The sequence below is a fragment of the Blautia sp. HCP3S3_H10_2 genome, assembly GCF_052122375.1.
GTDB lineage: Bacteria > Bacillota > Clostridia > Lachnospirales > Lachnospiraceae > Blautia_A.
In genome coordinates, this window is sequence record NZ_JBQKCL010000009.1 from 133,103 (window position 1) to 159,634 (window position 26,532).

Below are 26,532 nucleotides of genomic sequence, written 5' to 3' on the forward strand. Positions count from 1 at the left end.
AAGCGAAAAAGAATATATAGGGAGGTTATAGTAGAATGAAAGGAAAAAAACTGGTTTCATTAAGTATGGCAGCTGTAATGTGCACTGGTGGATTTGCGGTTTATGGTAGTCAGGAAGTTAAGGCAGATGATAAGGTTTCTATTGTTGTAGCTACCAATTGGGGTGAAGGTGATTCGAAATATGATTATTTCTATCCTGTGTTCCAGAAGTTCCAGGAAGAAAATGCTGATACAATGGATATAACTCTTCAGACATATAGTACTGAGGATTATAAAACTAAAATTAAAACACAGACTGCTTCCGGAGATCTTCCAGACGTATTTACCTATTGGGGTGGCGGCATGATGAAGGATATGGTTGATGCTGGTTTACTCCTGAACGTTGATGACTATTTTGCTGATAGCGAAAATGTAACCAGAGAAGATTTTGATGACGGTGCGTTTGACTATTATATTGCAGGAGACGGAAATGCATACGGAATCCCGATTGAGTCTACAAGAGGTGTTCTTCTGGCAAATAAAAATCTTTTTGAACAGTATAATCTTGAATATCCGACAACATATGAAGAACTGTTGGAAGTTGGAAAAGTATTTAATGATAACGGAATTATTCCAATGGCAATTGGAAGTAATGGTGGTACTCCTTCAGAATTTTTCTATAGTGAGTTGTACAATCAGTATGAGGGCGGCGCAGATGAGATTGCAGCACTTGCCTCTGGCGGAAACTTTAATACTGATAATGCAGTGAAGGTTGCGGATACTCTTCTTGATATGATTGATAACAAGCTGTTTCCGGAAGATACAATGGCGAATGGCGGTTGGTCTGCAAGCCTTCAGCTTTATACAGATGGAAAGGCGGCTATGACTTATACATATCCATGGATGTATGAATCAATTCCAGATGATATCCAGGAATGCAGTGATATTATTCCGATTCCGCAAATGCCAGATGCAACAATTGATCCTGCAACAATTGAAACTGGATTTACAGTATATGGATTTATGATTAATAAAGCAGCTTATGAGGATCCGGAGAAACATGATGCAATTTTGAAGGTGTGTGACATGCTTGCATCTGATGAATTAACAGAATCACTTACAGAAAGTGGTATGATTCCATGTAAGAAAGTAGAAGTTGATAAAGCTTCCCAGAAACTGATCATGCAGAAAACACTTGATTATGCGGCTGATAAAACTCTTGTTCAGGTTCACTATACGACAATGCCAAGTGCAGAGGCAATTACCATGATGGATTCCAGCCTTGACGAATTGTTTATCAACGCTCTTACTGGACAGGAATTTGTAGACAAGGTACAGGCAGTACTGGATAAGGAAAAATAAACGGTAGCTGCTTTTAGGGATAAGTAACGTTAATAAAAGGTTGCCGCGGATGAACATTCAGATGTGGCAGCCTTTTTGTATCCCAATGGACATGTGATCCGCAGATTTTACATTATGAATGAGGGGGTATTATGAATAGATACAAAAAAGTTCCTGTTTGCATAGGATTTTTATTACCGGTATTTTTGATTTATACCATATTTTTATTTGTTCCGCTTATACAGTCTGCATATTACAGTCTGACAAGCTGGAATGGGGTAACAGAAAAAGTTTTTGTGGGTTTGGATAATTTTAAGGCCTTGTTTGAAAACGGTGATTACTGGATAACGTTCTGGAATACGATCAAATTGGTTATAATCAGTCTACTCATCCAAATTCCAGTAGGGCTTATTCTGGCATACCTTTTGTACTCCAAGGTAAAAGGAATGAAAATATTCCGAACCATTTTCTTTCTTCCAGTTGTTATTGCTCCTGTCGCTATATCTTTGATGTTTTCTCTTTTTTATAATAGTGAAATTGGTGTGTTTAACAGAATTCTAGAAGCAATTGGTCTGGGAAGTCTGGCTACAAATTGGCTTTCTAATATTCATACACTTTTATACGCAGTAATGGTACCGCAGGTATGGCAATATATAGGACTTTATGTGACCATATTTCTGGGGGCATTGCAATCAATGCCAGAAGAATTATCAGAAAGTGCTCAGATTGATGGCGCAAATAGAACTCAGACTTTTTTCCATGTTGTTCTTCCTGAAATTGCAAATTTTACCAATATATGCGTAATTCTATGTGTGAGTGGTTCTTTGAAAGCGTTTGAGCATTCCTGGATTATGACAGGTGGAGGACCAGGTGTGAGATCAGCATATCTTGGTGTTTATATGTATAAAACTGCGTTCGTAAACTCTGATTTTGGAACTGGAAGTGCGATTACAGTAACAATTGTGTTGTTATCTCTTGTTATCACAGTGTTATTTAATGCAATTTCTGCCTGGCGAGAGAAAAGATAGGAGGCACTATGAGATTTTTTCGTAAATCCTGGAAATATCAGGTATCAACAATTGTTAAGTATTTGTTTTTGATAATAGTAGCGATAGTATCCTTATATCCATTTATATGGGTACTGATTTCTTCTTTTAAAGATAATAATTCTATTTTTGGAGATCCTTTTGGAATGCCGGTGAAAATTGCTTTTGAAAATTATAAAGAAGTGTGGGCCGGGGCTGATGTAGGACGTAATTTCTTTAACAGTATGCTTGTTTGTCTTGCAACGCTGGTAATTTTAATTATTATTACGTCTATGGGATGTTATATTCTTACTCGTGTATGGAAAAGTACATTCCTTTCTACATATTTTTCTCTTGGAATTATGATACCTATTCATGCACTTTTGATTCCATCTGTATTGATTTTCAAAAAAATAGGATTAACAGATAATTTGTTTTCTCTTGTGTTGATGTATACTGCAACAAATATATCATTAAGTATGTACATTATGAATGGATTTTTTGACAGTATACCAAGAGAAATGGATGAAGCAGCCACAATTGATGGATGTTCTAGAAGTCAGATTTTTCTAAGAATTATCTTTCCAATTGCAAAGCCGGGTATTGCAACAGTTGCTACACTGGCATTTTTGAATTGCTGGAACGATCTGCTTATGGGGCTTGTCCTGATATCGTCCCCACAAAAGAAAACCTTGTCTCTGGCAATTTCTGCACTAAAAGGCTCTTATGCGACAAGATATGGTCTTTTGTGCGCGGGTTTCGTAATATCCATAGTTCCCGTTGTTATTATGTATCTGCTTTTTCAGAAACAGGTTATTGCCGGAATGACGGCAGGTGCAGTGAAAGGATAATGGTACTGATATGAATACAAATGTAAGATTTACAGAAAATGGAATCTATTTGGAAGGAGAAAAAGAAGCGGGAAAGGAGATTCCATTGTACAGCGGTTCTGTTCATTACTGGCGGATGGCTCCTGAAACGTGGGAAATTATTTTGATTAATATAAAGAAAATGGGATTTTCCATTGTAGAAACTTATATTCCATGGAGTGTACATGAACCGGAGAGAGGTGTATTTGATTATGGAAATCAGGATCCAAGGAAAGATTTAAATAAATTTCTGGATGTTTGTGAAAAGGTTGGACTATATGTAATTGTAAGGCCGGGACCACATATTAATGCCGAAATGACATGGTTTGGATATCCGGAGTGGCTTCTTAGAATGCCGGAAATACAAGCCAAAACACCGTTTGGTACTTCTGTGGTATATCCATATGTTACAGGCGCGTTTCCTATCCCATCTTATGCTGGTTCAAAATTATATGAAGAGACAAGAATTTATTTTAAGAGTTTTGCTGAAATTCTGAGGAGACATTGTTATCCACAGGGAGGAATCATCGCGATTCAGGCAGATAATGAGACCTGTAATTTTTTTAGAGATCAGCCGTATATCATGGATTATTCAGAAGGATCCATACAGGGTTATCATGGATATCTGAAAGAGAAATATCAGGAAATACATATACTTAATAAAGTTTACTGCTCGACCTATGAAAACTTCGAAGAAGTTTCTCCTCCTTCCGGCTATCAGGAAGGTGATGAGAACCTGGAATATTATTTCGACTGGTTGGAATATAAAGAGTATCAGATTTTGGAAGCATTACGAAAAATGGTTGGAATTCTGGAGGAATTAAAACTACCAATTCCTATTTTTCATAACTGTGCCTACCAGAATTATACTCCTATATCGGTTCAGCGGGATGAGGCAATTCCGGGGTTGTCTGTAGCCGGAATTGATGCATATCCGGATCCAGGCGACACATCTATGCTGAAGGAGAGAATTCGTTATCTAGCCGGAAGCAGCAGGCTTCCCTTTGTACCAGAGTTTGGTTCTGGTTCCTGGTTTGACAGGGAACAGCTACTCAGTCCCCAAGAAGAAAAGTTTGGTTACTTGTATGCGTTTATGAATGGAATGAAAGCAGTAAATTTCTATATGCTTGCAGATCGTGACCGTTGGACAGGGTGTCCCCTTAGAAATGATGGTTCAATTCGGGAAAACTGGTATAAAATGTTTTGCGATTTATTAAACATCCTAAATAAAGCAGAATTAAATACATATTCCAGAACAACCAAAATCCTTGTTTTGAAAAACTATGACATGGGGCGATTGCGTGCACTTACATTTGTTCGAAATCGTAATACGTTTTCCTCTAACTGCTTTATAAAAGGAACAGATATTCCCAATAATCTCTGGAAAACGGAAAAGTATGCAGGTAAATTGGAGATGGATAATTGCTCTGGCGGATATGACAGAGAAACCTGGGTACAGGAAATTATGTTTGCATTGGACAAAATGGGATTTGAATATGACATTTCAGATTGCTATGTGACATCGGAAAAAATGGCACAGTATGACGTAATATTTGCAGCTTCTTATAATTTTATGGAAGGATGGATACAGGAAAAACTTTCGAATTTTGCAAAACTTCCAGGAAGAAAGCTATATCTGGGCCCAACTGTACCGGATATTGACAGGCGAGGAGAGGCATGCCAGCTGCTAAGGAAAGAAAAGTCAGTAAATGTAATTAGTAACCCAGACGAAATATCCTTAGATATTCTTCCTTTGTCCGGATATAAAGCAACAAACTGTGAACTTGCAGTTTACAAAAGAGAGAAAGATGCCTCTGATCTACTTTTTGTGGCCAATTCTTCGGATAAATTAATAGAAGCTTCTGTGGAATTTCAGGGAAAACAACGATTTACAGATGTACAAAATAATACTTGCAAAACAGCAATAGAGCATCTGGATATTACACTACATCCCTTTGAAATTCAGATCTGGAAAGTCAAAATGGAGGAAAGCTAAAATGGTTGATAAAAATATATCCGTAGAATGTCTGAAACCAGAGTTGTGGACGCATCTGAATGAAATTCTGAATATGTATTGCCCACCTGTAAAGATCCTTCACGTCTTAAGAAAGGGAAAGAAATATCATGCTGTTATGCAGGATGGAGAACCTGTAGAATTTGATTGCAGATATTTAGAACATCCTCATAACCTGTTAGAACATTTTCCCCAGTTAGATGAAATACGCATTTATACAGAAACTGCAATGGATTGCTATGATAAAAAACTGCAGGCTCCCGAAATTTATGACTGGGATATTGACGATTATCTGGAATATCAATACAAGGCACTGGAAGAAACAGAAGGAATTCAAGTGTTAAGGAAAAATAATTTTCCACAGCATATTTTTCAACCATTAAAAAAGTGGATCACAAAGGATGGTGTATATCTTTTGTGGGTAAGAGATAGAGGAAAATTATATTTTAATTGTATTTTGGTGGTAAGGGAGAATAAAATAAAGATATTGACAACTTCCGGACGATATGGAGACGATTGGGACAAGCTTGAAAGGGTGAAAAAGAATCTGGAAAAGGAATTCTCTGATTTATCTTGTCATGTTATAATAAAAGACAGGAATTTCTAATGCTAAGAAAGTAAAAGGAGATGATCCTGGAATGAGAAAATGGATAGGAAAATTTAAAACAATTTCCATACAAAAGAAAATGGCGATTGCGATGTTGGTTACGCCAGTTTTGTCCAGTTTGGTTATTCTGGGGTTTTATTATAATTATACAAGAGAATTTTACCGTGAAAAGGTCGCCATATTTCAGGAAAATAACAGAAAAAATATGACGGCTAATGTAAATAACATTTTGCGGCAAATTGATACAATTTCTGATCAGGTACTTGGACTGGCAGTTTTATCTTCAGAATTTGAAGGTTATTCGGAAAAAAGTACATATGATCGTTTGCTCCTATATCGGAAAATAACATCCCAGCTTACGAACATCTGTATTTCAAATGATACAGTAGATAATATTTATATACTGGATTTCGATGGAAATGGTTTTAGCTCTAACAGCGAATGGAATGAGGAACTTTATAAGACACAGTTGGAAGAGCCTTTGTCTAAGATGCAACAAGGAAAAAAGGTAGTACTTCCACCACACCGGGCTACATATCGATATCGTGGAAATGCGGATAAGGCTCCTTATATGGTTAGTCTGTTGATCTATTTGAATCAGTATACACAAAGCGGAGCTATAGGATTGATTCAGATGGACATTCCTTATGAAAAAATTCGAAAATCCGTAGAATTGCTGGAAATGACAGAAAGTGATTTTTCTTTTATTGTTGATGAGGATAATTATCTGATTTATGCTCCTGACTCTTCGGATATAGGAAAAGAAGCTGGAAATATTACCTACGGAAAGTATAATCTGGGAGAGCTTGTGACAAAATGCGGCCAAGATGAAGAAAATGCAGAGAAGAGCCTGATAAAAAGAGTGGAATTATCTAACAAGGAATGGTATCTGATTCAGGTGAATAGCGATGCTATGTTTCGGGAAGAGCTTGGAAAGATCCAGAATACCTGGCTATTGGTATTTACAATCTGTTTGCTCTGTGCGCTTGGATTATCCCTTAGTCTGTCGCATAGTATCACGAAGCCGATTGCTGTGTTGATTAAGGGAATGGGAAAAGTCAGCCAGGGTAATTTTGATATTCAGGTAGATAAGCCAGATAATAAGGATTTGGCAGAACTGGTGGAAGGATTTAATACCATGATTCGGGAAGTTGATGTTCTGATGAAGGAGAATATTCAGAAAGAACATGAAAAAACCAGAATGGAGATGATGGCGTTAAATGCGAAAATCAATTCTCATTTTTTGTATAACACTTTAAATACTATTAAGTGGCAGGCAATTTCCCAGAACCAGATGGATATTGCAAACAGTATTGTGGCATTGACCAAAATCTTGGAATATAGTTGTAAAAATACTGTGGACATGGTTGCGCTTAAAGAGGAGATACGGTTTATTGAGGATTATATTTACATTCAAAACATGAGATATGGAAGCAATGTTGCTGTGAAATATCAGGTTGAAAAAGGGTGTGAGGAATGTCTGGTACTTAAAATGCTGCTACAACCAATCGTGGAAAATGCTTTAATTCATGCTTTTGATAATAATGGAAAGGAAAATATAATCACAGTAACTTGTGCGAAAAAGAGCGGACAACTAAAGATTTGTGTATATGATAATGGTTGCGGCTTTCAGTATGAAGGATTTGATAAGCTTACCGGAATTGGCTTAAATAATATAAAAGACAGATTGGAAATTAATTTTGGAAAAGAATCTGAAATGAGGATTCATAGCATAATTGGCGAGGGAACTTGTGTAACAGTAGTATTTCCCATCGTTGAAGGAGGAAAAACTGCAAATGAAAGTCTTACTGATCGTTGACGATGAAGCGTATGCAAGGCAGGCAGTAGTAAATACAATCCCATGGGCTGAATATGGTGTGGAAGTCTACCAGGCATCCAGTGGAAAAGAGGCACTGGAATTTATGAAAAAATATACGGTTGATATATTAATGACAGATATACGTATGCCATCAATGACGGGATTGGAACTTTTGGAAAAGGTAAATCAAATGGGAATATCTCCAGCCGTAATTATGCTGAGCAGTTATAATGAGTTTGAACTGGTTCGAAGTGCAATGCAGCTAGGTGCTGAAGATTATTTATTTAAGCCAACTATGATGCCTGGCGATATTTTGGAATCAGTACAGAGAGTTTTGGAAAAGAAAAAAGAGATAAAAAATAACAGTGTTCATACAGTTTCAAAAAAAGATATTTTGAAATGTTTTCTTCAAGGGGAGAAGGTTTCTAAATCGAGTTCCGGGATGACTGCTGAACAATGGAAGGAGTTGGAAAATACAGAGTTTGCAGTCGTTTGTATTCAATTGATAAAATATCAGGAATGCTTGACGCGGGTGTTTGGAGATGATTTGAGTCTTATGCAGTTTTCTATAGGAAATGTGCTGGAAGAGGTTATAAGTGAAGATGGCGAATGCTTTCTCTATCGAATTAACTATAAAGAATGTGCAATCATCTGTTGTAAAACTAAAGAGATTGAGAGCAGAAAACTCTTTATCGAGCGCATTTATAATAAACTCAACTCTGGATTTACATTTTTGAAACTATATTATCAAATTGAGGTGGCAGCAGGCATTAGCGACCTGACGCAAGGTACAGAGTTTTTGGCGCGGAATTATGCTCATGCAACGGAGTTGTGTGCACGGGCAGATACAGAGGTAAATAAAATTCGTATTTCCGGCGTTTCGGACATTGCTGGTTCTATGAAAAAAGAAGTGATTCAGGCATTGAATTATATAGGTGAAAATATTGGAAATAAAGAGCTTTCGCTACAGATGGTAGCGGATAAAATTGGTGTGAGCAAAAATTATTTCAGTAAAATTTTCAAGGAGAGTATGGGAGTAAAGTTTGTAGATTATATTACAAAGCTGCGAATGGAGCAGGCAAGAAATCTGTATTTAAACAGTGACATGAAAATTTATGAAATTGCAGAATTAGTAGGATATTCGGACTGGCATTATCTGTACAATCTTTATAAAAAAATGTATGGACATTCACTTTCTAAAGAAAAAGAAGGAAAGAGATAGCTGGAAAAAGAAAGTAAATGTCCTATTATAGAAATAAATATGCTTATTGACCTACAGGCAGCGTCAGTCCAATGGTGCTGCCTTTTTCACTGCTTTCCACCACTTTTACAGTGCCACCATGTTCCCTGGCAATGGAATCCACAAGTGCCAATCCCAGTCCGGCGCCGCCCATGGCACGGCTTCGGGATTTGTCTATACGGAAAAAGGGAGCAAAAATTTTCTCCTGGTTTTCAGAGGAAATGCCAATGCCGGTGTCTTTGACCAGAACCGTGATCTGACTGGACTGGGAATCGCTGGACTGGGGATCGCCGTGCTTAAGTGTAACAGTGACCATTCCGCCAGCACGATTATATTTGATGGCATTTTCCACAAGATTGTAAACTGCACGGTAAAGAAGAACATAGCTGCCGGTGACTGTAGAAGGCGAAGCAGTCTCTTTACTTTTATTTTCCTGAACCAGCGTAATCCCTGCCCTCTCCGCTACGGGATCCAGATCACAGAAAACTTCCTCTATAAGCTCGTCAAGTATCACCTGGTCAGACCTTGGAATGGATTTCAAATTGGTCATATCCAGAAGAGTCTCTACCAGATGGGAAAGTCTGGCAGTCTGCGCCTGGATCATGGAGAAAAGCTGCTTATATTCGGAAGAATCAGGATCAGTTTTTTTCTGGAAAACCTCTAAATTGGTCTGAAGCACAGCAAGGGGGGGTCGTAATTCATGAGCAGCACTTGCGGAAAATTGTTTCTGTGCTTTGAAAGCATTGTCCAGGCGGGTGAGCATTTCATTGAAAGAGCTGGTGAGCTGGGCAATTTCGTCTTTTGAAGCTGGAACGGCAAGCTGGGTAGAAAGATTTTGCACCTGAATGTGACGCACTTCCTGATTCAGCTTTTGAAGGGGTCCCAGTGTTTTTCTGGTAATGAAATAAGTGCACAAACTGGATAGGAGAATAATAATCCCAGTAGCCAGAATACTTTGCAGCATGAACTGATTTTTGGTATTTTGAACCTCTTCCTCAAGTTGTGGAAACATGGCCAATGGATTTACATTGAGTGTAATGGGATTTTCCCCATCCTGGGGATCCAGCTGGATCATATAGTCCTGCAGTCCATCCATTCCGCTGACGGCAGAACGACTGATGAAGAAATACATGAGAATGCAGGCTGTCAGCATTAATAAAGTTAATAGAAAAGTGAGCTTCCACTGGAGGGAGATGTAAGACCTTGATTTATGGTTGTCCAATGTGCCTGCGGTTAATGTATTATCTGTTAAAGTATTATTTGTTAATGTTTCGTCTATCGTGTTCATCAATGCACCTCCTGTTAACGCACCTTCTATTAATGTATCTCCCATATATATCCCTGTCCGATTTTATTTTGTATCGGATCAGTTCCAAGTGCCGCTTTCAGCTTTTTCCGCAGGGCTGAAATATGCACACGGATGGAATTGCTGAAACTATTTACGCTGCCATCCCAGAGGTGTTCAATCATTTCCTCCGGTGAGATCACCCGGTTCTGGTGAAGGAGAAAATATTCCAGAAGACTGCTTTCTTTCCTGGTAAGAGAAAGTGGTGTTCCATTTACAGCAGCTTCCCGGGTTCTGGTATCAAAGACCAGATTTTCCCATTTCAGGCATACATCCTCCTGGATGAACCTTCGCCTGGTAAGGCTGCGGATCCGTGCCTCCAGCTCCTCGAAATGGAAAGGTTTGGTAAGATAATCATTGGCTCCCAGATCCAGTCCATCCACTTTGTCCTGAATCTGGTCGCGGGCAGATAGAATGAGAACAGGAGTATTGGAATTTTGCCTGCGGAACTGGCGCAGGATTTCCAGCCCGTCCATTCCAGGGAGGTTCAGATCCAGTAAAATCAGGTCATAGTTTTCAGTTGTGCAAAGGGAAAATCCCTCTGCGCCGTCGAAACAGACATCTGCCTCATATCCGTCTATGCGAAGCCCTTCTGCGATAGAGCGGCAGAGCTGTTCTTCATCTTCGATAATTAAAATGTGCATGAGATTCTCCTCCGTACTTCTGTGGGTGTGCATCCAAAATGCTGAAAAAACATTCGGCGAAACAATTTGTAATTAGTAAAACCATGCCGCTCTAATATATCTCCTATTTTATCATCTGTGGAAATCAGATCCTGGTAAATATGGGAAAGGCGAATCTGGTTCTGATATTCCAGAAAAGTAGTCCCCATGCATTTTTTGAAAAAACGGCAAAAATATTTGGAGTCAAACATGGCAATCCGGGAAACTTCTTCTAAAGCAATTGGGTGCCTGTAATTGTCATTGATATAATCCAAAACCGGTTTTAATTTTTCCAGATTACGAACCTGTCTGTTATTGGAGGCGGCTGGCTGGGAAGAACTGAAATCATGATACAGCTGATAAAGAACCTGGAAAAGAAGTCCATTAAATAAGAGCATTGCGCCATCTGGTTTCGTGTCCATTATAAATTGCATTTCTTCCAAATTTCTCTTTAGTTTCCTAATATTTTCCACATATAAGTCCAGTGTGTCAGAAGCGGAAAATCCAGGAGAATCATTTAATTGAAAAGTAAGTCTGGAAGCCCCCGGAACAAATTTTTCCATAAAGGACAGAGGAATCTGGAAAACAATGGCCTTATTGGGGCGGGTACATAAAGTGGCGTGAATTTTGTTGGGCTGTATCAGTATGCACTGACGGTGCTGCAATTCCTGGGTGATTCCATCTGAAATAATTTTTAACTCGCCTTCAAGAAGGTAAATGATTTCAATTGCATCATGCCAGTGTGGTGGGACATAGCTTTGGGGGTCGATGGAGGTGTAAAAACATACGTTAGTTCTGGTGTCCAGTGGAATTACTTCATAATTTGATTCTGTAAATATTTTTTTCATAATATTTGTCACCGTGAAAAAGAGAATATTGACCTATTACTTAGATACTATCATATCTTGAAAATTGCTGGCAAGTAATTTATGCTGAATTTACTGTGAAAGTCCTGTATGTATGGATGTTTTTTGAGAAAGAGAGGCTTTTATTATGATTCACAACCCGATTTTACCAGGTTTCCATGCTGATCCCTGTATCTGTCGCAAAGGCGATGATTTCTATATTGCAGTTTCATCTTTTGAGTGGTTTCCAGGAATCCCCATTTACCATTCCAGAGATATGAAAAATTGGGAACTTTATTCCCATGCACTTACCAATGCTGAGGATCCCGATCTGAAGAAGCTGCCCAGTGCCAAGGGAATCTGGGCGCCTTGTCTGACTTATTGTGAGGAAGATGACCTGTTTTATGTGGTTTATGGAGTTATGAACTCCATGAATGCCAGATATTTTGACGTAGATAATTATTTAATCACAGCGAAAGATTTGCGGGGACCCTGGAGTGAGCCGGTTTACCTTCATTCCTCCGGCTTTGATGCCTCTATGTTTCATGATGATGATGGGAAAAAATATATTGTGGCATTGGAGTGGGAGACCAGAGCGGAGTATGAGAAGCCTGGCCCGATCTGTATTGCAGAGTATGATCCGAAAGAGAAAAAAGTAGTGGGAATGCCAAAGGCTTTCTGGCGGGGCGGAACTGACCGTGGTTGTATCGAAGCGCCTCACTTGACGAAGCATGGGGATTACTACTATATTATGTGTGCAGAAGGTGGCACTGGTTATTATCACAGTGTAACAATGGGGCGTTCAAAAAATGTTTGGGGACCTTATGAGGCAGATCCCTGCAATCCGATCCTGACCTCCTCTCCGGAAGCGCACAATGAGCGTGCTGACTGGGATCATCTGAAGCCCCGTTATTATAATCCGGAAAGCAAGCTGCAGAAATCCGGTCACGCCAGCTATGTGGATCTTCCAAATGGTGAGACCTGGCTTGTGCATCTTACTGCCAGACCTTTTGTACCGGAGCTTCGCTGCACACTTGGCCGTGAGACTGCCATCCAGCGTATGAAATGGACAGCGGATGGCTGGCTTCGGATGGAAGGTGGCGGGAATCTGGCACAGGAATTTGTAGAGGAAAGCAAGCTGCCAGAGTATCCTGTGAAGAAACTTTCACAGAAGGATGATTTTGATTCCGAAACTCTTGGAATCGGATATTATGCACCACGCATTGATCCTCAGACCTTTGTTGATCTGAAAGCAAGACCAGGCTGGATCCGTCTGCGCGGGCAGGAATCTGGCTGCTCTTTAAATAAAGCAAGTATTCTGGCGAGAAAGTTAACCAGTGTACAGGCAACAGTTGCGACGAAACTTGATTTCACGCCACTTAGTTATCAGCACACAGCTGGTCTGATCCTTTACTATGACAATATGAATTTTGTGTATTTATACAAATATTTCAGCGATACCCTGAATCACAGCGCCATTTCTGTTATGCAGGTGGAAAACGGAACCAAACGGGAATTTCCGGAAGCGCGGACTTATGTGGAGAATGGTCAGGACATCTGGATGAGACTGGAAGTAAAAGGAAGAGAATCTTATTTCGAATGGTCGCTGGATGGGGAAAATTACAAAGAAATCGGGCCACGTTTCGATACTACGAAATTCTCGGATGAGTATTCAGAATTTGGAGAATTTACAGGGGCTTTTGTGGGAATTACCTGTGGTGACCGCATGATGCATCAGCATACGGCAGATTTTGATTTCTTTGAGTATATTGCAGATGAGAGTGCGGATGTGGAATAAAGTATTGGGGTGTCGCTTCAAGTGGTATGATTTAAAAATTTTATATGTTTTTTCTGTGAAATCAGGAAATCTTAACACGGATTTTATAGGAAGGGTGTTAGAATATGCTCAGATAAAAGCACAGAGATGAAGAAAATGCAGAGCATAAACCGCAACAGCCTGTCAACTCTGTGAGGGAATAAAGCAGAAAAAGGAGATTTAATATAATGAATAAAAAAAGACTTCTCGCATTCCTGGCAGCGGGAATGCTTACAATGACATCTGTAAATCTGACGGGAGTTCTGGCAGCTGATACGGCAGAAAAATCAGAGTCTGCAGAGGAAACTGGTGCAGCGGTTTCTGCTGACGAAGCCGGAGTGGCCGTGTCTGCCGATGCAGCCGGAGTGACCGTATCCGCTGATGGAGCCGGTGTCGCAGTATCCGCTGATGAGGCGTCAGATAATTCCGAGACTATGGTATTTTCCGAGGATGGAACACCGCTGGAAAAAACAGTGAAAGCCAGCAGCATCAGTATGAAATCCCAGGATTCCTATGAATATCCATATCTTGGTTTAAAAGCGGTTCTTCCGGATGAACTGAAGAAACAGATGGATAATTCGGATGTGGTTATGATTACAGCTGAAAAATGGAAGGATGATATGTCCGGATTTGATTATGGATTCCTTCACTGGGATAAGCTTACAGAAGAACAGAAAGATGAAGACGTAAACATGCTGGGAACCGGATTTGAGGACTGGCTTGCAAGTATTGAACGAATTGGTACACTGGGTGCTTACAGCACAGATGTGATTGACGACCTGGATTCCATTACCGGCTGTAATGAGCATAAAGAACTGGGAACCAGCGCAGACGGAAAATATAAATACTATCTCAGCATCAACAAAAACGCAGAATCAGAATTAACAGATGAAATTGAAAAAATAGAGACTACACTTACAGATATGACTGAATTTAATTCAAACCTGTCTGTTTTTGATCAGCCTGCAGAAAATATCAATCCGGATGCAACGAATGTTGGCACCTTTACAACCACGGATATTGATGGAAATGAATACACAGAAAAAGTGTTCAGCGATTATGACCTGACCCTTGTAAATGCTTTTACCACCTGGTGTTCCCCATGCGTCAATGAAATGCCGGATCTGGATAAGCTTTATCAGGAAATGAAAGAGCAGGGCGTCGGCGTAGTCGGAATGGTAATGGATACCATTGGAGATGATGGAAAAACGGACGAGGACGTAGTGAAAAAGGCGCAGGTTTTGCGGGAAAAAACAGGAGTTACCTATCCGCTTCTGATTCCAGATGAAGGAAATTTCAACGGTCGTATCAGTGGATTGAGTAGTTTTCCCGAATCCTTCTTTGTAGACAAGGATGGAAACATTGTAGGAGACCCAATCATGGGAAGCAGGAGCCTGGAAGAGTGGGAAGCTGCGGTTAAGGACGAACTGGAGAAAATTAACGCAGGCAAATAAAAGGCAAACTGTTTAGGAAAGATGGAATTAAGCGTATGAAAAAATTAACACAGACCAGATGGACCGGAATCGCCCTTGTAGCTGTGGGGATTCTGATGATGGCATTTGGCATATACAGGGGCGAGATGGAAGTCGTCCTGACGAAAGCTGTAAATATCTGTATGGAGTGTATTGGAATTGGATAAAAAAACGAATATAAAAGACTGGCCCAGACATACCATACAGGCTTTGTGGGCTGCATTTACAAATTCCCATGTAGCTGGTTTTGTAACGGGAAAGATTTATACTGGAAAAACGAAAAACCTATGTGTGCCGGGGCTGAATTGTTATTCCTGCCCCGGAGCTACAGGTGCCTGTCCTATTGGCTCGTTGCAGGCAGTGATCGGAAGCTGGAACTTTAAATTTGCTTATTATGTGGTGGGATTTCTGATTTTCATTGGTGCGCTTATGGGAAGACTGGTCTGCGGATTCCTGTGCCCATTCGGACTGGTCCAGGATCTGCTGAACAAGATTCCCTTTCCGAAGAAAATCCGTACCTTTAAATGGGACAAGGTGCTCCGAAAATTGAAGTATGTGATTTTCCTGGTGTTTGTAATCCTGCTTCCGCTGGTGCTCACAGACGTAATGGGACAGGGCGCTCCTTATTTCTGCAAGCTGATCTGTCCGGCGGGCACTCTGGAGGGTGGACTACCGCTTGTTCTTTTGAATAAGGCAATGCGTGGTGCGATCGGATGGCTGTACATATGGAAAAATATGATCCTTATTGTGACGATTATTCTTTCTATTATAATATACCGGCCATTTTGCAAATATATCTGCCCGCTTGGTGCGTTTTATTCCATATTTAATAAAGTGTCCATTTATCGGTACAGTGTGGATATGGATAAATGTATCCACTGTGGAAAATGTGCAAAAGCCTGCCGAATGGAGGTCAACCCTGTGGAAAATCCCAACAGCTGTGAGTGTATCCGCTGTGGACGGTGCAAGCAGGCGTGTCCGGCGCATGCGATTAAAAGTGGAGTGAGGCGTTAAAAAACCTACAATTAAAAATACCTGCCAAATGTAAATTGTTTTTACAACTGGCAGGTATTGGTTATTTTTTGCTGCTATGGAATCACTTACAGCGTGTAATGTGCAGAATGCGTTTGGAATATATTTTAGGAAATACTCTCAATCACACCACGAAGATAATCGTAGCATGCTTTCAAATTTTTCTCCCCTTCTTCATCCAACGGAATCTGCAAGGTGCGTTCCACACCATTTCTGGAAATGACGCATGGAAGGCTCATTGCGATTCCGGTTAGTCCATATTCCCCTTCCAGAACAACGGAAGCCGGTACAACGGCGCGTTCATTTCTCATAATGGCACCAACAAGACGGCACACACTTAAGGCGATGCCGGAGCTTGTGTAGCCCTTTAATTCTACAATGTCAAGTCCACTGACTTTTACCTCGTGAAGCAGTTTTTCACGGTCGATGGGCTCTTTTAAGCCAAACTGATTCTGAAAATCGGAAAAAGGAATTCCTACAATATTAACTGCATTCCATGGAATGAAGCTGGTGCCACCGTGTTCGCCAAGTACGAATCCGGTGACATTTTTTGCGTCTACGCCGCAAAGGTCAGCCAGCATTTTGTTGAATCTGGCGGTGTCCAGAAGGGTACCGGTGCCGATCAGGAGATTTCTCGGATAGTCAAATTCCTTCTGTGCAATATAGGTCAGAATGTCCATTGGATTCGAAACATTGATAATAATGGCGGACCGGGTGTAAGTGGTGATCTGTGTCATGATTTCTTTCATAACTTTGACATTGGTCTGCAAAAGAACCATACGGTCTCTGGAATTGCCAGGCTGGATGCTGGGACCTGCGGTATTAATGATAATCTGGGCATCTTTGCAGTCCTCGTAAGTGCCTACCCGGATATTGGCGTTAGCGCTGTATGCAAAAGCAGTAGTGTGGCTGGCATCCAGCACCACACCCAGAGCTTTTTTCTCATTTCTGTTTATCACAACAATCTCATCAGCAAGATTCATTCGCAGGAGGGAATCCAGAATGGCGGAACCCACATGACCTGCACCGATCAGTACGATTTTTCCATAACTTATGTTTTCCATGATGTCAGTCTCCTTTTTATATGCTCTGGAGCGTGAGGAAAAGCAGTCTTCAATCGGCACACTCCATTTTGGTGGTTTATTTCTAAACGGACATGTCTGTTTACGCAGACATCACCATAAATCATAAGAAACACGCATTGCGAGTTTCTTATGATTATCGCGGCAGTCGCCAAGGTTTCGTGCAAGCACGAACTTTGGCTCGTTGCTCGCGTAAATGAAAGTCGATTGCGACCCGCCTATGGTGCTCCCGCAATCGCCGACTGTATTCGTAATCCGGGCTATCGCCCTACTTACTCATACAGTCTAGCCTGTGCAATATCCATAAATCCAACATGCAAGCATGCTGGATTCATGGCTGCTGCACAGGACTTTCATAGTAACTTGTGAATAAGGATAGCACTTGTATGTTTTAGAAACAAGAGAAATTTTGATTGCACTGTAAAAAATACCAGAGTCTGTTTGAAAAATCATTCCTGCAGAAAACTTTTCAAACACGTTCCAGATTGGATAAATTGTGAGAAAAAGATAAAATGAAAACGATTTTCATATTGACTTTGAAAAAGAAACTGCTATAATATGAAAATGATTTTCAAATTGAAAGAAACAGAAGCTGTTTAGAGATTGCGGTGAACGGTAATCTTTGAAATAAAGGAAGCGCAATGTTACTTTGGAGGCAAAAGAATGAGTGAAAAAGCACAATACCGTACCCGGCAGATCACAGAGCTTGAGAATTATCTGTGTTCCATGGAGGGGAAACACGTTACGGTCAGTGATATCTGTAAATACTTTAAAAGTCAGGGCATTTCCATTGGGACGACTACAGTGTACCGGCAGCTTGACCGGATGGTGGAGCAGGGATTGGTCGCCAAGTATGTGGTAGATGGTACAAGCAGCGCCTGCTTTGAGTATCTTGGACATGAGGAGCATTGCCATAAACATGTATGCTTCCACTGTAAATGTGAAAAATGCGGGAAGGTGATTCATCTGGAATGTGAAGAGATGACGCATCTGGGCGAGCATATGCTGGCAGATCATGGATTCCAGTGGGATTTTACCAGAACTGTGTTTTATGGAATCTGTGAGGAATGCAGAGCAACTGAAGGATTGAAGTAAGGCGGAAAGAGAAAGCCTTTTTCCAACATGCTCTAGTACTTCATCCGACCAGTAGCCGTACTGTCTGGATGGAGTATTAGCAGACATGTCCGTTTAGAATAAAAGAGGATAAGATGCATAAATTGAAAAAAATATATAATTCAAAAAGTAAAGTCAAAAAGCTGTTACTATCAGCGGTTGCAGCAGGCGCGGCATTTATGCTTACCGCTTGCGGTGCGGGAAATGTAGCGGGAAATGTAGTGGGAGATTCAGCGGAAAATCCAGCAGCCAGTTCAGCGGAAACGTCTGGAAACCAGAGTGCCCAGGCCGGCGACAAACAGAAGCTCCAGGTAGTGACCACCATTTTCCCGGAATATGACTGGGTAAAGGAAATTCTGGGCGAACAGGCTGATAATGTAGAGCTTACCCTGCTCCTTGGAAACGGAACAGACATGCACAGCTTTCAGCCAACGATGGAAGACATTCTGAAGGTATCCACCTGTGATGTATTTATTTATGTAGGTGGAGAATCAGACAACTGGGTAGCGGATGCACTGAAAGGCGCAGGCAATCCGGATCGGACGGCAATCAATCTGATGGAAGTACTGGGAGATCAGGTGAAAGAGGAAGAGGTTGTTGATGGTATGCAGGACGAGGATGGGCATACACATGTGAGCGCGCAGGAGAATGAGGAATCATCCGCAGAGACAGATTCCGATGGTGCTGAGGTGCATGCAGACACAACTTCGGGGTCTGCACACGAACACGACCATGAAGACCTGGAATACGATGAACACGTCTGGCTTTCCCTGAAAAATGCGTCCCTTTTCTGTGATACCATTGCAGAGACCCTTGGCCAGGCTGACCCGGAGCATGCGCAGCTTTATCAGAAGAATGCAGATGCTTACGAGGAAAAGCTGGCGGTTCTTGACGAGGAATATAAACAGACTGTGGATCAGTCCCAGTGGAAAACCCTGCTTTTTGCAGACCGTTTTCCGTTTCGTTATTTAACAGATGATTATGATCTTACCTATTATGCCGCTTTTACCGGCTGCTCTGCAGAGACTGATGCAAGCTTTGAGACGATTACATTTCTTGCTGGCAAACTGGACGAGCTGAAGCTTCCCGTGGTGCTTACCATTGAGAACTCTGATCAGAAAGTGGCGAAGGCTGTGATCGAAAATACGAAAACCAAGGATCAGAAGATTTTGTCCCTGAATTCCATGCAGTCTGTGACAACACAGGAAGTGGAAGAGGGAACCACCTATCTTTCTATTATGGAAAACAATCTGCAGGTCCTGAAGGAGGCATTATGAAGCTGATAACCTGTGAAAATCTCACATTAGGATATGAAGGAAAGGCGATTTTGTCCGGACTGAATTTTACGGTAAATTCCGGAGATTATCTTTGTATTGTAGGAGAAAACGGCTCTGGAAAATCTACCCTGATGAAGACCCTTCTTCATCTGCAGCCCCCAATGAGCGGCAGCATCACTATGGGAGAAGGGCTGAAAATCAATGAAATCGGTTATCTGCCCCAGCAGACTGCTCTTCAGAGGGATTTCCCGGCCTCTGTGGAGGAAATCGTAATGTCTGGCTTCCTTGGCAGAATGGGACTTCGTCCTTTTTACAATAAAGCGGAGAAAAAAGAAGCTTACGAGCTTATGGAAAAAACCAGGATCGCAGATCTGGCGAAACGATGCTATCGGGAGCTTTCCGGTGGACAGCAGCAGAGAGTACTTCTTACCAGGGCTCTTTGTGCCACCAGGAAAATCCTTCTTCTGGATGAGCCTGTCTCTGGTCTGGATCCGGTGGCGACGGCGGATATGTATCAGATTATTAATGAATTAAATAAAGAAGATAAAGTTACGATCATAATGATTTCCCATGATATCAGTGAGGTGGCCATTTATGCAAGCCATGTGCTGCATATCGGACAGAAGGTTTTTTTCGGAACGAAAGAGGAATATTTGAACAGTAAGATCGGAAAACGTCTGGTAGACGCAGGAGAGGAGGAAAAAGCATGAGCGGAATATTTGAGAAGCTGGCATTTTATTTCCAGTATCCATTCGTGTGGTATGCACTGATCGTAGGTGTGCTCATTGCCCTTTGTTCCTCCCTTCTTGGTGTAACACTGGTGCTGAAGCGTTTTTCCTTTATCGGTGATGGACTTTCCCATGTGGCATTTGGTGCCATGGCCATTGCATCTGTACTGAATTTCAGCAATAATATGCTGTTTGTGATGCCGGTAACTGTGATCTGTGCAGTACTGCTTCTTCGTACCGGGCAGAGCACCAGGATCAAAGGAGATGCGGCGATTGCCATGATCTCTGTTGGGGCACTTGCAGTGGGATATTTGCTGATGAATGTATTTTCCACAGGCTCCAATATTTCCGGAGATGTGTGCAGCAGCCTGTTTGGCTCCACCTCCATACTCACCCTGACGACTGCTGAGGTGTGGCTGTGTGTGGCAGTATCAATAATTGTGGTTGCACTTTTTATCGTATTTTACCATAAGATCTTTGCAGTTACCTTTGATGAAAATTTCGCGAAAGCGACTGGAACAAAGACGGATGTATATAATCTGCTGATTGCGGTGATCACAGCGGTGATCATTGTGCTGGCTATGAATCTGGTAGGTTCCCTGCTGATCTCGGCACTGATCATTTTCCCGGCATTGTCTGCGATGCGGATTTACAAACGGTTCGGGGCTGTGATCATCTGTTCCGCAGTTTTGTCAGTGGTGTGTGCTTTCCTTGGAATCATCGTTTCCATTCTGGGCGGTACGCCGGTGGGTTCTACCATCGTAGCGGTAGATATTGTGGCATTTCTGGTAACAAGCCTGATCGGGAAAGTGTTGGAAAGATAGAAGTTAATAATCTAGGAAAAGAAACGTTGCTGAACCATCTGGGCTAATAATTCAGCAGAACCATCAATTCCAAGCACACTGGAATCCAGAAGCATATGCTTGTGCAGGCAGTCATCTGGAAGATATCCGGCATATCGCTTGTGGTAGGCATTTCGGGCCCGGTCCACTGCCTCAATAGAACGTTCCGCTTCTTCCAGAGACATTTTCAGGTATCCGGTGCAGTTTTCCAGACGGGCTTTATACGGAGCATAAATGTAAAAATTCAGATTGTTAGGACGGTTTTCCAGAATGTAATCAGAGCAGCGTCCTACAAAAATACAGGATTTCTTTTCTGCAAGAGACAGGATAACATCCTTTTGTACATCAAAGATCATATCCTGTTTCGCACTGGTCTGTGTACCAAGTGGAAAACGCATATTAAAGAAAGTGGTTTTTCCGGCAGTTTCCTCCAGATCGCTGATGGTGGAAACGGGAAGATGCATTTCAGCAGAAACGGCTTCTACAATATCACGGTCATAGTATTCGATTCCAAGCTTCTGTGCCAGCTTTTGTGCAATTGGACGGCCGAGACTTCCAAATTGGCGGGCAATACAAATTGTGTAATTCATGCGATACCTCCTTTAGCTTTTCGCTGGGCGAACTTTTCCAGTCTGGCCAGCAGATAATTGACACTGAGAGCCAGGGCAGCGGTCAGGATCGTGCCCCAGATCATTTTTACATAATTCTGTGTACGGAGTCCCTCGAAGAGCAAAACCCCGATGCCTCCTGCATTGACAGTCTGTGCGATTGTGGCACTTCCGATAATGACAACTGAGGCAATGTGTATTCCACTGACGATAACGGGCATAGCCAGTGGAAGTTGTACCTTGAAAAAAATCTGCACAGGAGACATTCCCATTCCCTTTGCTGCTTCCAGAAGGGAACTATCGATTCCATTAAAGCCTGCCAGAATATTGCGGACCAGAATAAACTGGCTGTAGATGGTCAGGACAATCTTCGTTACTTTTTTGCTCCGCATTAGCAGGGCACAAAGAGGAATTGCGATTAAAAGGGAGAGAAGAAGAGCTGAAACGCACATCATGATATGGTCTCCCAGATAACCAAGCATTTTATCATAGTGCCGGACAGCATAGTTAAAAAATTTTTCCATAGCGCAGCCTCCTATTTTTTCATCAGATCAGCGAGGCGGTCACGGTCAAGGGTTCCGATCACTTCGCCGTTGTTGCAGATCGCGATATCCTCTGAGGGATGTGCAAGCAAAAATGGAAGGGTATCATTGATGGTGCTGCTTCCTTCCAGGCTGAGTTTACTGTCTGTTATGCGGCTTTTATCAGCCAGTGAGGATACACAGACAACTTTTACCCGTTCCATTGGATCATCCGCGCCAACAAGTCGGGAAACAAATTCATTGGCCGGATGAAGGACAATATTTGCAGGCGTATCAAACTGCTGTAATTCCCCGCCATGCATGATGATAACCCGATCGCCTAGTTTAAAGGCTTCCCCAATATCATGTGTGACGAACAGGATGGATTTCTGAGTGGATTTCTGAATACGCAGAAGCTCATTCTGAAGAGTTTCCCTTGTGATCGCATCAATTGCGCCAAATGGTTCATCCATAAGCATGGCTGAGGGATTGGCTGCCAGGGCACGTGCGATTCCAACACGCTGCTGCTGTCCACCGGAAAGCTGTCTTGGGAAACGCTTCGCATATACAGAAGGCTCCAGCCCAACCAGAGTAAGCAATTCCCTCACCCTGGCATCTATCCGGGCTTTATCCCATTTTAGGATTTTGGGAACAACTGCAATATTATCTGCAACAGACATATGGGGAAAAAGACCGCTCTGCTGCACTACATAACCGATTTTTCTTCGGTATTCCACTTCTGGCTGTTCTTTTACGCTCTGTCCATGGAAAAGAATATCTCCGTCTGTAATGTCATAAAGACGATTTACCATTTTCATTAAAGTGGTTTTTCCAGATCCACTGGTGCCAAGGATAGTAATAAACTCTCCTGGTTTTACAGAAAGACTGACATCGTGTACTGCGTAGGAATCCATGCCTGGGAAACGTTTGCTTGTATGGATAAACTGAAAAACCGGAACATCTGGATTTGTATTTGTATTCATATGAAAACCTCCTGGTATACCTAAACTGTATAAAGATTACGGCAGACATAGGCCTGCACGGTGGAAAGAAGCAGATCCGTCATGATGGACAAAATAGCAATGGTAAGTCCTCCTGCAAGCAGGATGTCTGTTCTGTTGGACCCGATCCCAGTGAACACCAGATCTCCAAGACCGCCGGCACCAATGTAAGCTGCAATGCTGGTACTGGCAACTGTTCAGAGTCTGATGGATTTTTGCGCAAATTTCGAAAAATATTTACAGAACCGGACTGGAATGCTATTATGGACGAAAATAAAAAAGAAGAAAATATAAAAAAGAAAAGATAAAGAAAAGGGAGGAAGTAGAAATGTATAAGGTTGAGATACATTTTCTGCAGGTGCCTGAAGTGACGGTGGATGGCACCAAAGTGATTTTCCCTTATAAGAAGGCAGAAGCCCTGCTGTATTACCTGGCAGTAGAAAAGCATGTTTCCAGGGAGCAGGCAGCTACACTTTTGTGGGAAGATGCCGATGAAGAGAATTCCAGAAAAAATCTGCGGCATGCGATTTACATGCTGAAAAAGACTTTTGGATTTGAAATCGTAATTTCTGAACAACATTTTAATCTGGGACTGAGCCCTGAAATCTGTCTTATCACAGATATTGATAATTTTGCAGAACAGGACGATACTTCCTTATATAAAGGAGATTTCTTAAGTGGATTTTTTGTTAAGAATTCCGAATCTTATGAGGAATGGATGGAACACTGGCGGGATTATTACCGTAATATTTATCTCAGCCGGTTATACCGGGATATTTCAGAAACACCAGATGAAGAGCTTTCCCATCTGGAAGAGGCATGTTCCAGATATTGGCTTATGGATCCCTACGATGAAAGGGTCAGCAGCCGGATGATGAAAGCCTACAGTAAAAATCACCTTTATCTGAAGGCAATTGATGTCTATGAGCGTCTTTATCATTTGCTGGAAAAAGAAATGGGAATCGTGCCTGGGCCGGAAATTACCAGACTTTACCGGACAATCCGGGTAGAATGGGTGAATAATACTGCGGAAAAAAATGCAGAAGAAGTGTTGATTCCAGGAAGGGAGCAGGAAGTTCTGCAGATTCAGAAAAGTATGGACAGAGTCAGTTCCGGGACAGTTGAAGCGATAGCTTTACTGGGAGAGTACGGGGCTGGAAAATCAGAACTGGTGCAGAAAGTAACGGCAAAGATAGATAAAACAGCAGTATTAAAAATAGATGCAGGCTGTTATTACTCAGACCGGCATATTCCCTTGTCTATGTGGAATTCGGTAGTTATGCAGCTTGATGAATATATAAGGGCGAATAGGCTTCAGATTTCCAAAACCATTTTGCAGGCAGTTGCACAGTTTTTCCCTACCTTTGGAAATGAAAAGGTGGAAGTACCTCTTCCTATTGATATGGCCAGCAGTTTTAATATCCGCGCTGTGCAGAACGGGATTTTCCAGATTATTCAGACCATTACGGAAAACCACACGGTGCTGTTGAATGTGAAGGACATCCAGTATGCAGACGTGTACAGCAGGAGACTTCTGCTGATGCTGCTGGAAGGAATCCAGGAGCATTTACTGGTTACAATGACCTCCCTGGATGTTGTCAGCCAGGAGCTGGACAATTTTTTTGATGTATTAGAGGGAGAAGGAAAGCTTACCAGAATGGTAGTGCAGCCTGTGGGAGACAGGAAGGAGCGCCAGGGATCTGGCAAGGAGAATCTGGGAAAATGCCTGCGAGGTCTGAATCCAAAATCCAGAAAGCTGCTGGATATTATATCCCTGTTCAGTGATTATGCAGTTTTGGAATTGCTGGAGCTTGTAAGCGGCATGGATACCATGAATGTGGTAGAAGCTGTGGAAGAGCTGGAATTACGTTCCCTGATCGGGGAACAGATGGTACAGAAAGAGATCCGGCTTTTTTTCAAGCAGAAAAAGATGCAGAAGTATGTTGTGTCAGAGATTCCACCTACCAAACGCAAGGTTCTGCATAACAAGATCGGTCTTGCAATGGAAGCACATTTCACTGGCGAGAGACGGGATTATTATTATCATCAGATGGTATATCATTTCAGTAAAGCATCTAATATTCCCAAAACATTGCAGTATCAGATCTGTCCATATGAAGAAATTTCTATTTCCATGTTTGAATTATATCCTACGATGACAAAGGGATATGAAGAAACATTGCCAACAGATATGGGAGCTTATTTCAAGGAGCTTGCCCAGAAGCTGAAACAATCGGGTAGTCAGTTTGAGGAGGGCGGATTATATCAGGAATTGTCTGCCAGGCTGTTGATAACAACAGGAAGATATGAAATCTTGACCGGGCAGTATGGGGAAGGTGTGCGGGATGTAAAAGCAGCTCTGGAGCATCTGTATGTTTTGTCCCATCCGGCATATTATATTAAAGTCTGCAGGGAAATGATCTATTATGGAATCCAGCTTTATGAGCCTGAGACCATGTGGATTTATCTGAAGAAGAGTATAGCTCTTGCAGAAGAGCACGATTTATGGACAGAAAAAGCTATTTTGAAAAGGCTGGAAGGACTTTACTATATTATGACCCGTCAGTACGAGGCCGCAGAAAGGACACTTGGAGCATCTATTGATCTTTTCGAGCGATACAGTGGAAATGATCCAGGGATGGTGATGAATGAGGCTGCTGTTTATAATTATATGGGTGAGCTTGCCAGAGCCCGGCAGCAGTATACAGAGGCAGTTTATCATTTCCAGTACGCAGTGAGTATTTGTGCAGAGCATAACATTGCAGCCAGCTCAACCTTTTACACAAATCTTGGATGCACGTATTATGAAATCGGACAGCAGGAGGATGCGTGGAAAATGTTCCTGAAAGCATCCGAGCTTTATGACAATTCATTTACTCTGATGGGACGAAGCACAGCGAAAATATATTGCAGTCTGTATTACTGCCAGCAGGGAGATTTTGAAAAATCTGGAACTGCAATGCAGGAGGCAATGGAAGCCTGCAGGAAGCTCGGTTCCCCAAAGGAGAAATACTTATTGAGAAGGATGCAGGCGAAGCTTCTTGCAACGCATCCGGAGGAATACCGGGAGCTGCTAAAGGAATCAGCAGATTTCTACCTGAGAGACAGCCAGCGCTTAAAGGCTGGTATGGAAGCACATATCCAGGAGGCCTTGAAAGAACAGAATATTTTGACGCTTTTTTGACTATCTGCTGTTATATTAATGGGCATAGAAACAAAGAGGCACAAAGTCGTGACTGAAACCGGAAGGTTTTAGTTACGACTTTTTTGATTTCACAATAACAGGAAAGCGGGT

Annotated in this window: 24 protein-coding genes; 16 read left to right on the forward strand and 8 right to left on the reverse strand. The window is 41.8% G+C overall.

Annotated features, from left to right (window positions below; genetic code table 11):
- The first annotated feature begins 35 nt into the window (after positions 1-35).
- From ACTQWB_RS11670 to ACTQWB_RS11700, 7 genes are all read left to right on the forward strand, one after another.
- Positions 36-1,340: an ABC transporter substrate-binding protein gene (locus ACTQWB_RS11670; RefSeq protein ID WP_441501827.1), complete on the forward strand. Its 1,305-nt coding sequence runs from the start codon at positions 36-38 to the stop codon at positions 1,338-1,340.
- 131 nt (positions 1,341-1,471) lie between these two features.
- Positions 1,472-2,347 carry a carbohydrate ABC transporter permease gene (locus tag ACTQWB_RS11675; RefSeq protein WP_441501828.1) on the forward strand — a complete coding sequence of 292 codons (876 nt, stop codon included), beginning with the start codon at positions 1,472-1,474 and terminating at the stop codon, positions 2,345-2,347.
- Between the two features lie 8 nt (positions 2,348-2,355).
- The gene (locus tag ACTQWB_RS11680; protein WP_441501829.1) at positions 2,356-3,195 is read left to right on the forward strand and encodes a carbohydrate ABC transporter permease; all 840 of its coding nucleotides are present in this window, start codon (positions 2,356-2,358) and stop codon (positions 3,193-3,195) included.
- Positions 3,196-3,205: 10 nt separating this feature from the next.
- Positions 3,206-5,209: a beta-galactosidase gene (locus ACTQWB_RS11685; RefSeq protein ID WP_441501830.1), complete on the forward strand. Its 2,004-nt coding sequence runs from the start codon at positions 3,206-3,208 to the stop codon at positions 5,207-5,209.
- Position 5,210: 1 nt separating this feature from the next.
- The gene (locus ACTQWB_RS11690) at positions 5,211-5,834 is read left to right on the forward strand and encodes a hypothetical protein (protein WP_441501831.1); all 624 of its coding nucleotides are present in this window, start codon (positions 5,211-5,213) and stop codon (positions 5,832-5,834) included.
- Between the two features lie 31 nt (positions 5,835-5,865).
- Entirely contained in the window at positions 5,866-7,653 is a 1,788-nt protein-coding gene (locus ACTQWB_RS11695) for a cache domain-containing sensor histidine kinase (RefSeq protein WP_441501832.1), read from the forward strand.
- Entirely contained in the window at positions 7,631-8,875 is a 1,245-nt protein-coding gene (locus tag ACTQWB_RS11700) for a response regulator transcription factor (protein WP_441501833.1), read from the forward strand. The genes ACTQWB_RS11695 and ACTQWB_RS11700 overlap by 23 nt, the downstream gene beginning before the upstream one ends.
- 43 nt (positions 8,876-8,918) lie before the next feature.
- Here ACTQWB_RS11700 and ACTQWB_RS11705 read toward each other — a convergent pair whose 3' ends face one another.
- From ACTQWB_RS11705 to ACTQWB_RS11715, 3 genes are read right to left on the reverse strand one after another with little or no spacing between them, the layout of a single operon-like run.
- The gene (locus ACTQWB_RS11705) at positions 8,919-10,181 is read right to left on the reverse strand and encodes a sensor histidine kinase (RefSeq protein ID WP_441501834.1); all 1,263 of its coding nucleotides are present in this window, start codon (positions 10,179-10,181) and stop codon (positions 8,919-8,921) included.
- Positions 10,182-10,210: 29 nt separating this feature from the next.
- Positions 10,211-10,882 (reverse strand): response regulator transcription factor, encoded by a 672-nt coding sequence (locus tag ACTQWB_RS11710; protein ID WP_441501835.1) that lies wholly within the window; start codon positions 10,880-10,882, stop codon positions 10,211-10,213.
- Complete coding sequence (locus tag ACTQWB_RS11715; RefSeq protein ID WP_441501836.1) at positions 10,870-11,748, reverse strand: helix-turn-helix domain-containing protein; 879 nt, start codon at positions 11,746-11,748, stop codon at positions 10,870-10,872. The genes ACTQWB_RS11710 and ACTQWB_RS11715 overlap by 13 nt, the downstream gene beginning before the upstream one ends.
- 145 nt (positions 11,749-11,893) lie before the next feature.
- Here ACTQWB_RS11715 and ACTQWB_RS11720 point away from each other — a divergent pair, with 145 nt between their 5' ends.
- The 4 genes from ACTQWB_RS11720 (at position 11,894) to ACTQWB_RS11735 (ending at position 16,047) form a co-directional block, all read left to right on the forward strand.
- Positions 11,894-13,543: a glycoside hydrolase family 43 protein gene (locus ACTQWB_RS11720; RefSeq protein ID WP_441501837.1), complete on the forward strand. Its 1,650-nt coding sequence runs from the start codon at positions 11,894-11,896 to the stop codon at positions 13,541-13,543.
- 206 nt (positions 13,544-13,749) lie between these two features.
- Complete coding sequence (locus tag ACTQWB_RS11725) at positions 13,750-15,015, forward strand: TlpA family protein disulfide reductase (protein WP_441501838.1); 1,266 nt, start codon at positions 13,750-13,752, stop codon at positions 15,013-15,015.
- Positions 15,016-15,050: 35 nt separating this feature from the next.
- Positions 15,051-15,200 carry a CD1871A family CXXC motif-containing protein gene (locus ACTQWB_RS11730; RefSeq protein ID WP_441501839.1) on the forward strand — a complete coding sequence of 50 codons (150 nt, stop codon included), beginning with the start codon at positions 15,051-15,053 and terminating at the stop codon, positions 15,198-15,200.
- Positions 15,193-16,047, forward strand: coding sequence for a 4Fe-4S binding protein (locus ACTQWB_RS11735; RefSeq protein ID WP_441501840.1), 855 nt, complete (start codon positions 15,193-15,195; stop codon positions 16,045-16,047). The genes ACTQWB_RS11730 and ACTQWB_RS11735 overlap by 8 nt, the downstream gene beginning before the upstream one ends.
- A gap of 125 nt (positions 16,048-16,172) precedes the next feature.
- Here ACTQWB_RS11735 and ACTQWB_RS11740 read toward each other — a convergent pair whose 3' ends face one another.
- Positions 16,173-17,129: an L-lactate dehydrogenase gene (locus ACTQWB_RS11740; RefSeq protein ID WP_441501841.1), complete on the reverse strand. Its 957-nt coding sequence runs from the start codon at positions 17,127-17,129 to the stop codon at positions 16,173-16,175.
- A gap of 681 nt (positions 17,130-17,810) precedes the next feature.
- Here ACTQWB_RS11740 and ACTQWB_RS11745 point away from each other — a divergent pair.
- The 4 genes from ACTQWB_RS11745 (at position 17,811) to ACTQWB_RS11760 (ending at position 21,089) form a co-directional block, all read left to right on the forward strand.
- A complete protein-coding gene (locus ACTQWB_RS11745) occupies positions 17,811-18,242 on the forward strand; it encodes a Fur family transcriptional regulator (RefSeq protein WP_441501842.1) in 432 nt (143 codons plus the stop codon).
- 113 nt (positions 18,243-18,355) lie between these two features.
- Positions 18,356-19,537, forward strand: a complete 1,182-nt coding sequence (locus ACTQWB_RS11750) for a metal ABC transporter substrate-binding protein (protein ID WP_441501843.1) — start codon at positions 18,356-18,358, stop codon at positions 19,535-19,537.
- Positions 19,534-20,247, forward strand: a complete 714-nt coding sequence (locus tag ACTQWB_RS11755; RefSeq protein WP_441501844.1) for a metal ABC transporter ATP-binding protein — start codon at positions 19,534-19,536, stop codon at positions 20,245-20,247. Before ACTQWB_RS11750 ends, ACTQWB_RS11755 begins: the two co-directional genes overlap by 4 nt.
- Positions 20,244-21,089 (forward strand): metal ABC transporter permease, encoded by an 846-nt coding sequence (locus ACTQWB_RS11760; protein WP_441501845.1) that lies wholly within the window; start codon positions 20,244-20,246, stop codon positions 21,087-21,089. The genes ACTQWB_RS11755 and ACTQWB_RS11760 overlap by 4 nt, the downstream gene beginning before the upstream one ends.
- Positions 21,090-21,100: 11 nt before the next feature.
- Here ACTQWB_RS11760 and ACTQWB_RS11765 read toward each other — a convergent pair whose 3' ends face one another.
- Genes ACTQWB_RS11765 through ACTQWB_RS11780 form a run of 4 tightly spaced genes read right to left on the reverse strand, consistent with a single transcriptional unit; the run spans position 21,101 to position 23,377 of the window.
- Positions 21,101-21,697, reverse strand: coding sequence for an AAA family ATPase (locus tag ACTQWB_RS11765; RefSeq protein ID WP_441501846.1), 597 nt, complete (start codon positions 21,695-21,697; stop codon positions 21,101-21,103).
- Positions 21,694-22,239 carry an ABC transporter permease gene (locus ACTQWB_RS11770; RefSeq protein WP_441501847.1) on the reverse strand — a complete coding sequence of 182 codons (546 nt, stop codon included), beginning with the start codon at positions 22,237-22,239 and terminating at the stop codon, positions 21,694-21,696. The genes ACTQWB_RS11765 and ACTQWB_RS11770 overlap by 4 nt, the downstream gene beginning before the upstream one ends.
- An 11-nt stretch (positions 22,240-22,250) precedes the next feature.
- A complete protein-coding gene (locus ACTQWB_RS11775; RefSeq protein ID WP_441501848.1) occupies positions 22,251-23,219 on the reverse strand; it encodes an ABC transporter ATP-binding protein in 969 nt (322 codons plus the stop codon).
- A gap of 20 nt (positions 23,220-23,239) precedes the next feature.
- Positions 23,240-23,377 carry a hypothetical protein gene (locus ACTQWB_RS11780; protein WP_441501849.1) on the reverse strand — a complete coding sequence of 46 codons (138 nt, stop codon included), beginning with the start codon at positions 23,375-23,377 and terminating at the stop codon, positions 23,240-23,242.
- Positions 23,378-23,565: 188 nt separating this feature from the next.
- Here ACTQWB_RS11780 and ACTQWB_RS11785 point away from each other — a divergent pair, with 188 nt between their 5' ends.
- Positions 23,566-26,421 (forward strand): AAA family ATPase, encoded by a 2,856-nt coding sequence (locus ACTQWB_RS11785; RefSeq protein WP_441501850.1) that lies wholly within the window; start codon positions 23,566-23,568, stop codon positions 26,419-26,421.
- Positions 26,422-26,532: the final 111 nt, after the last annotated feature.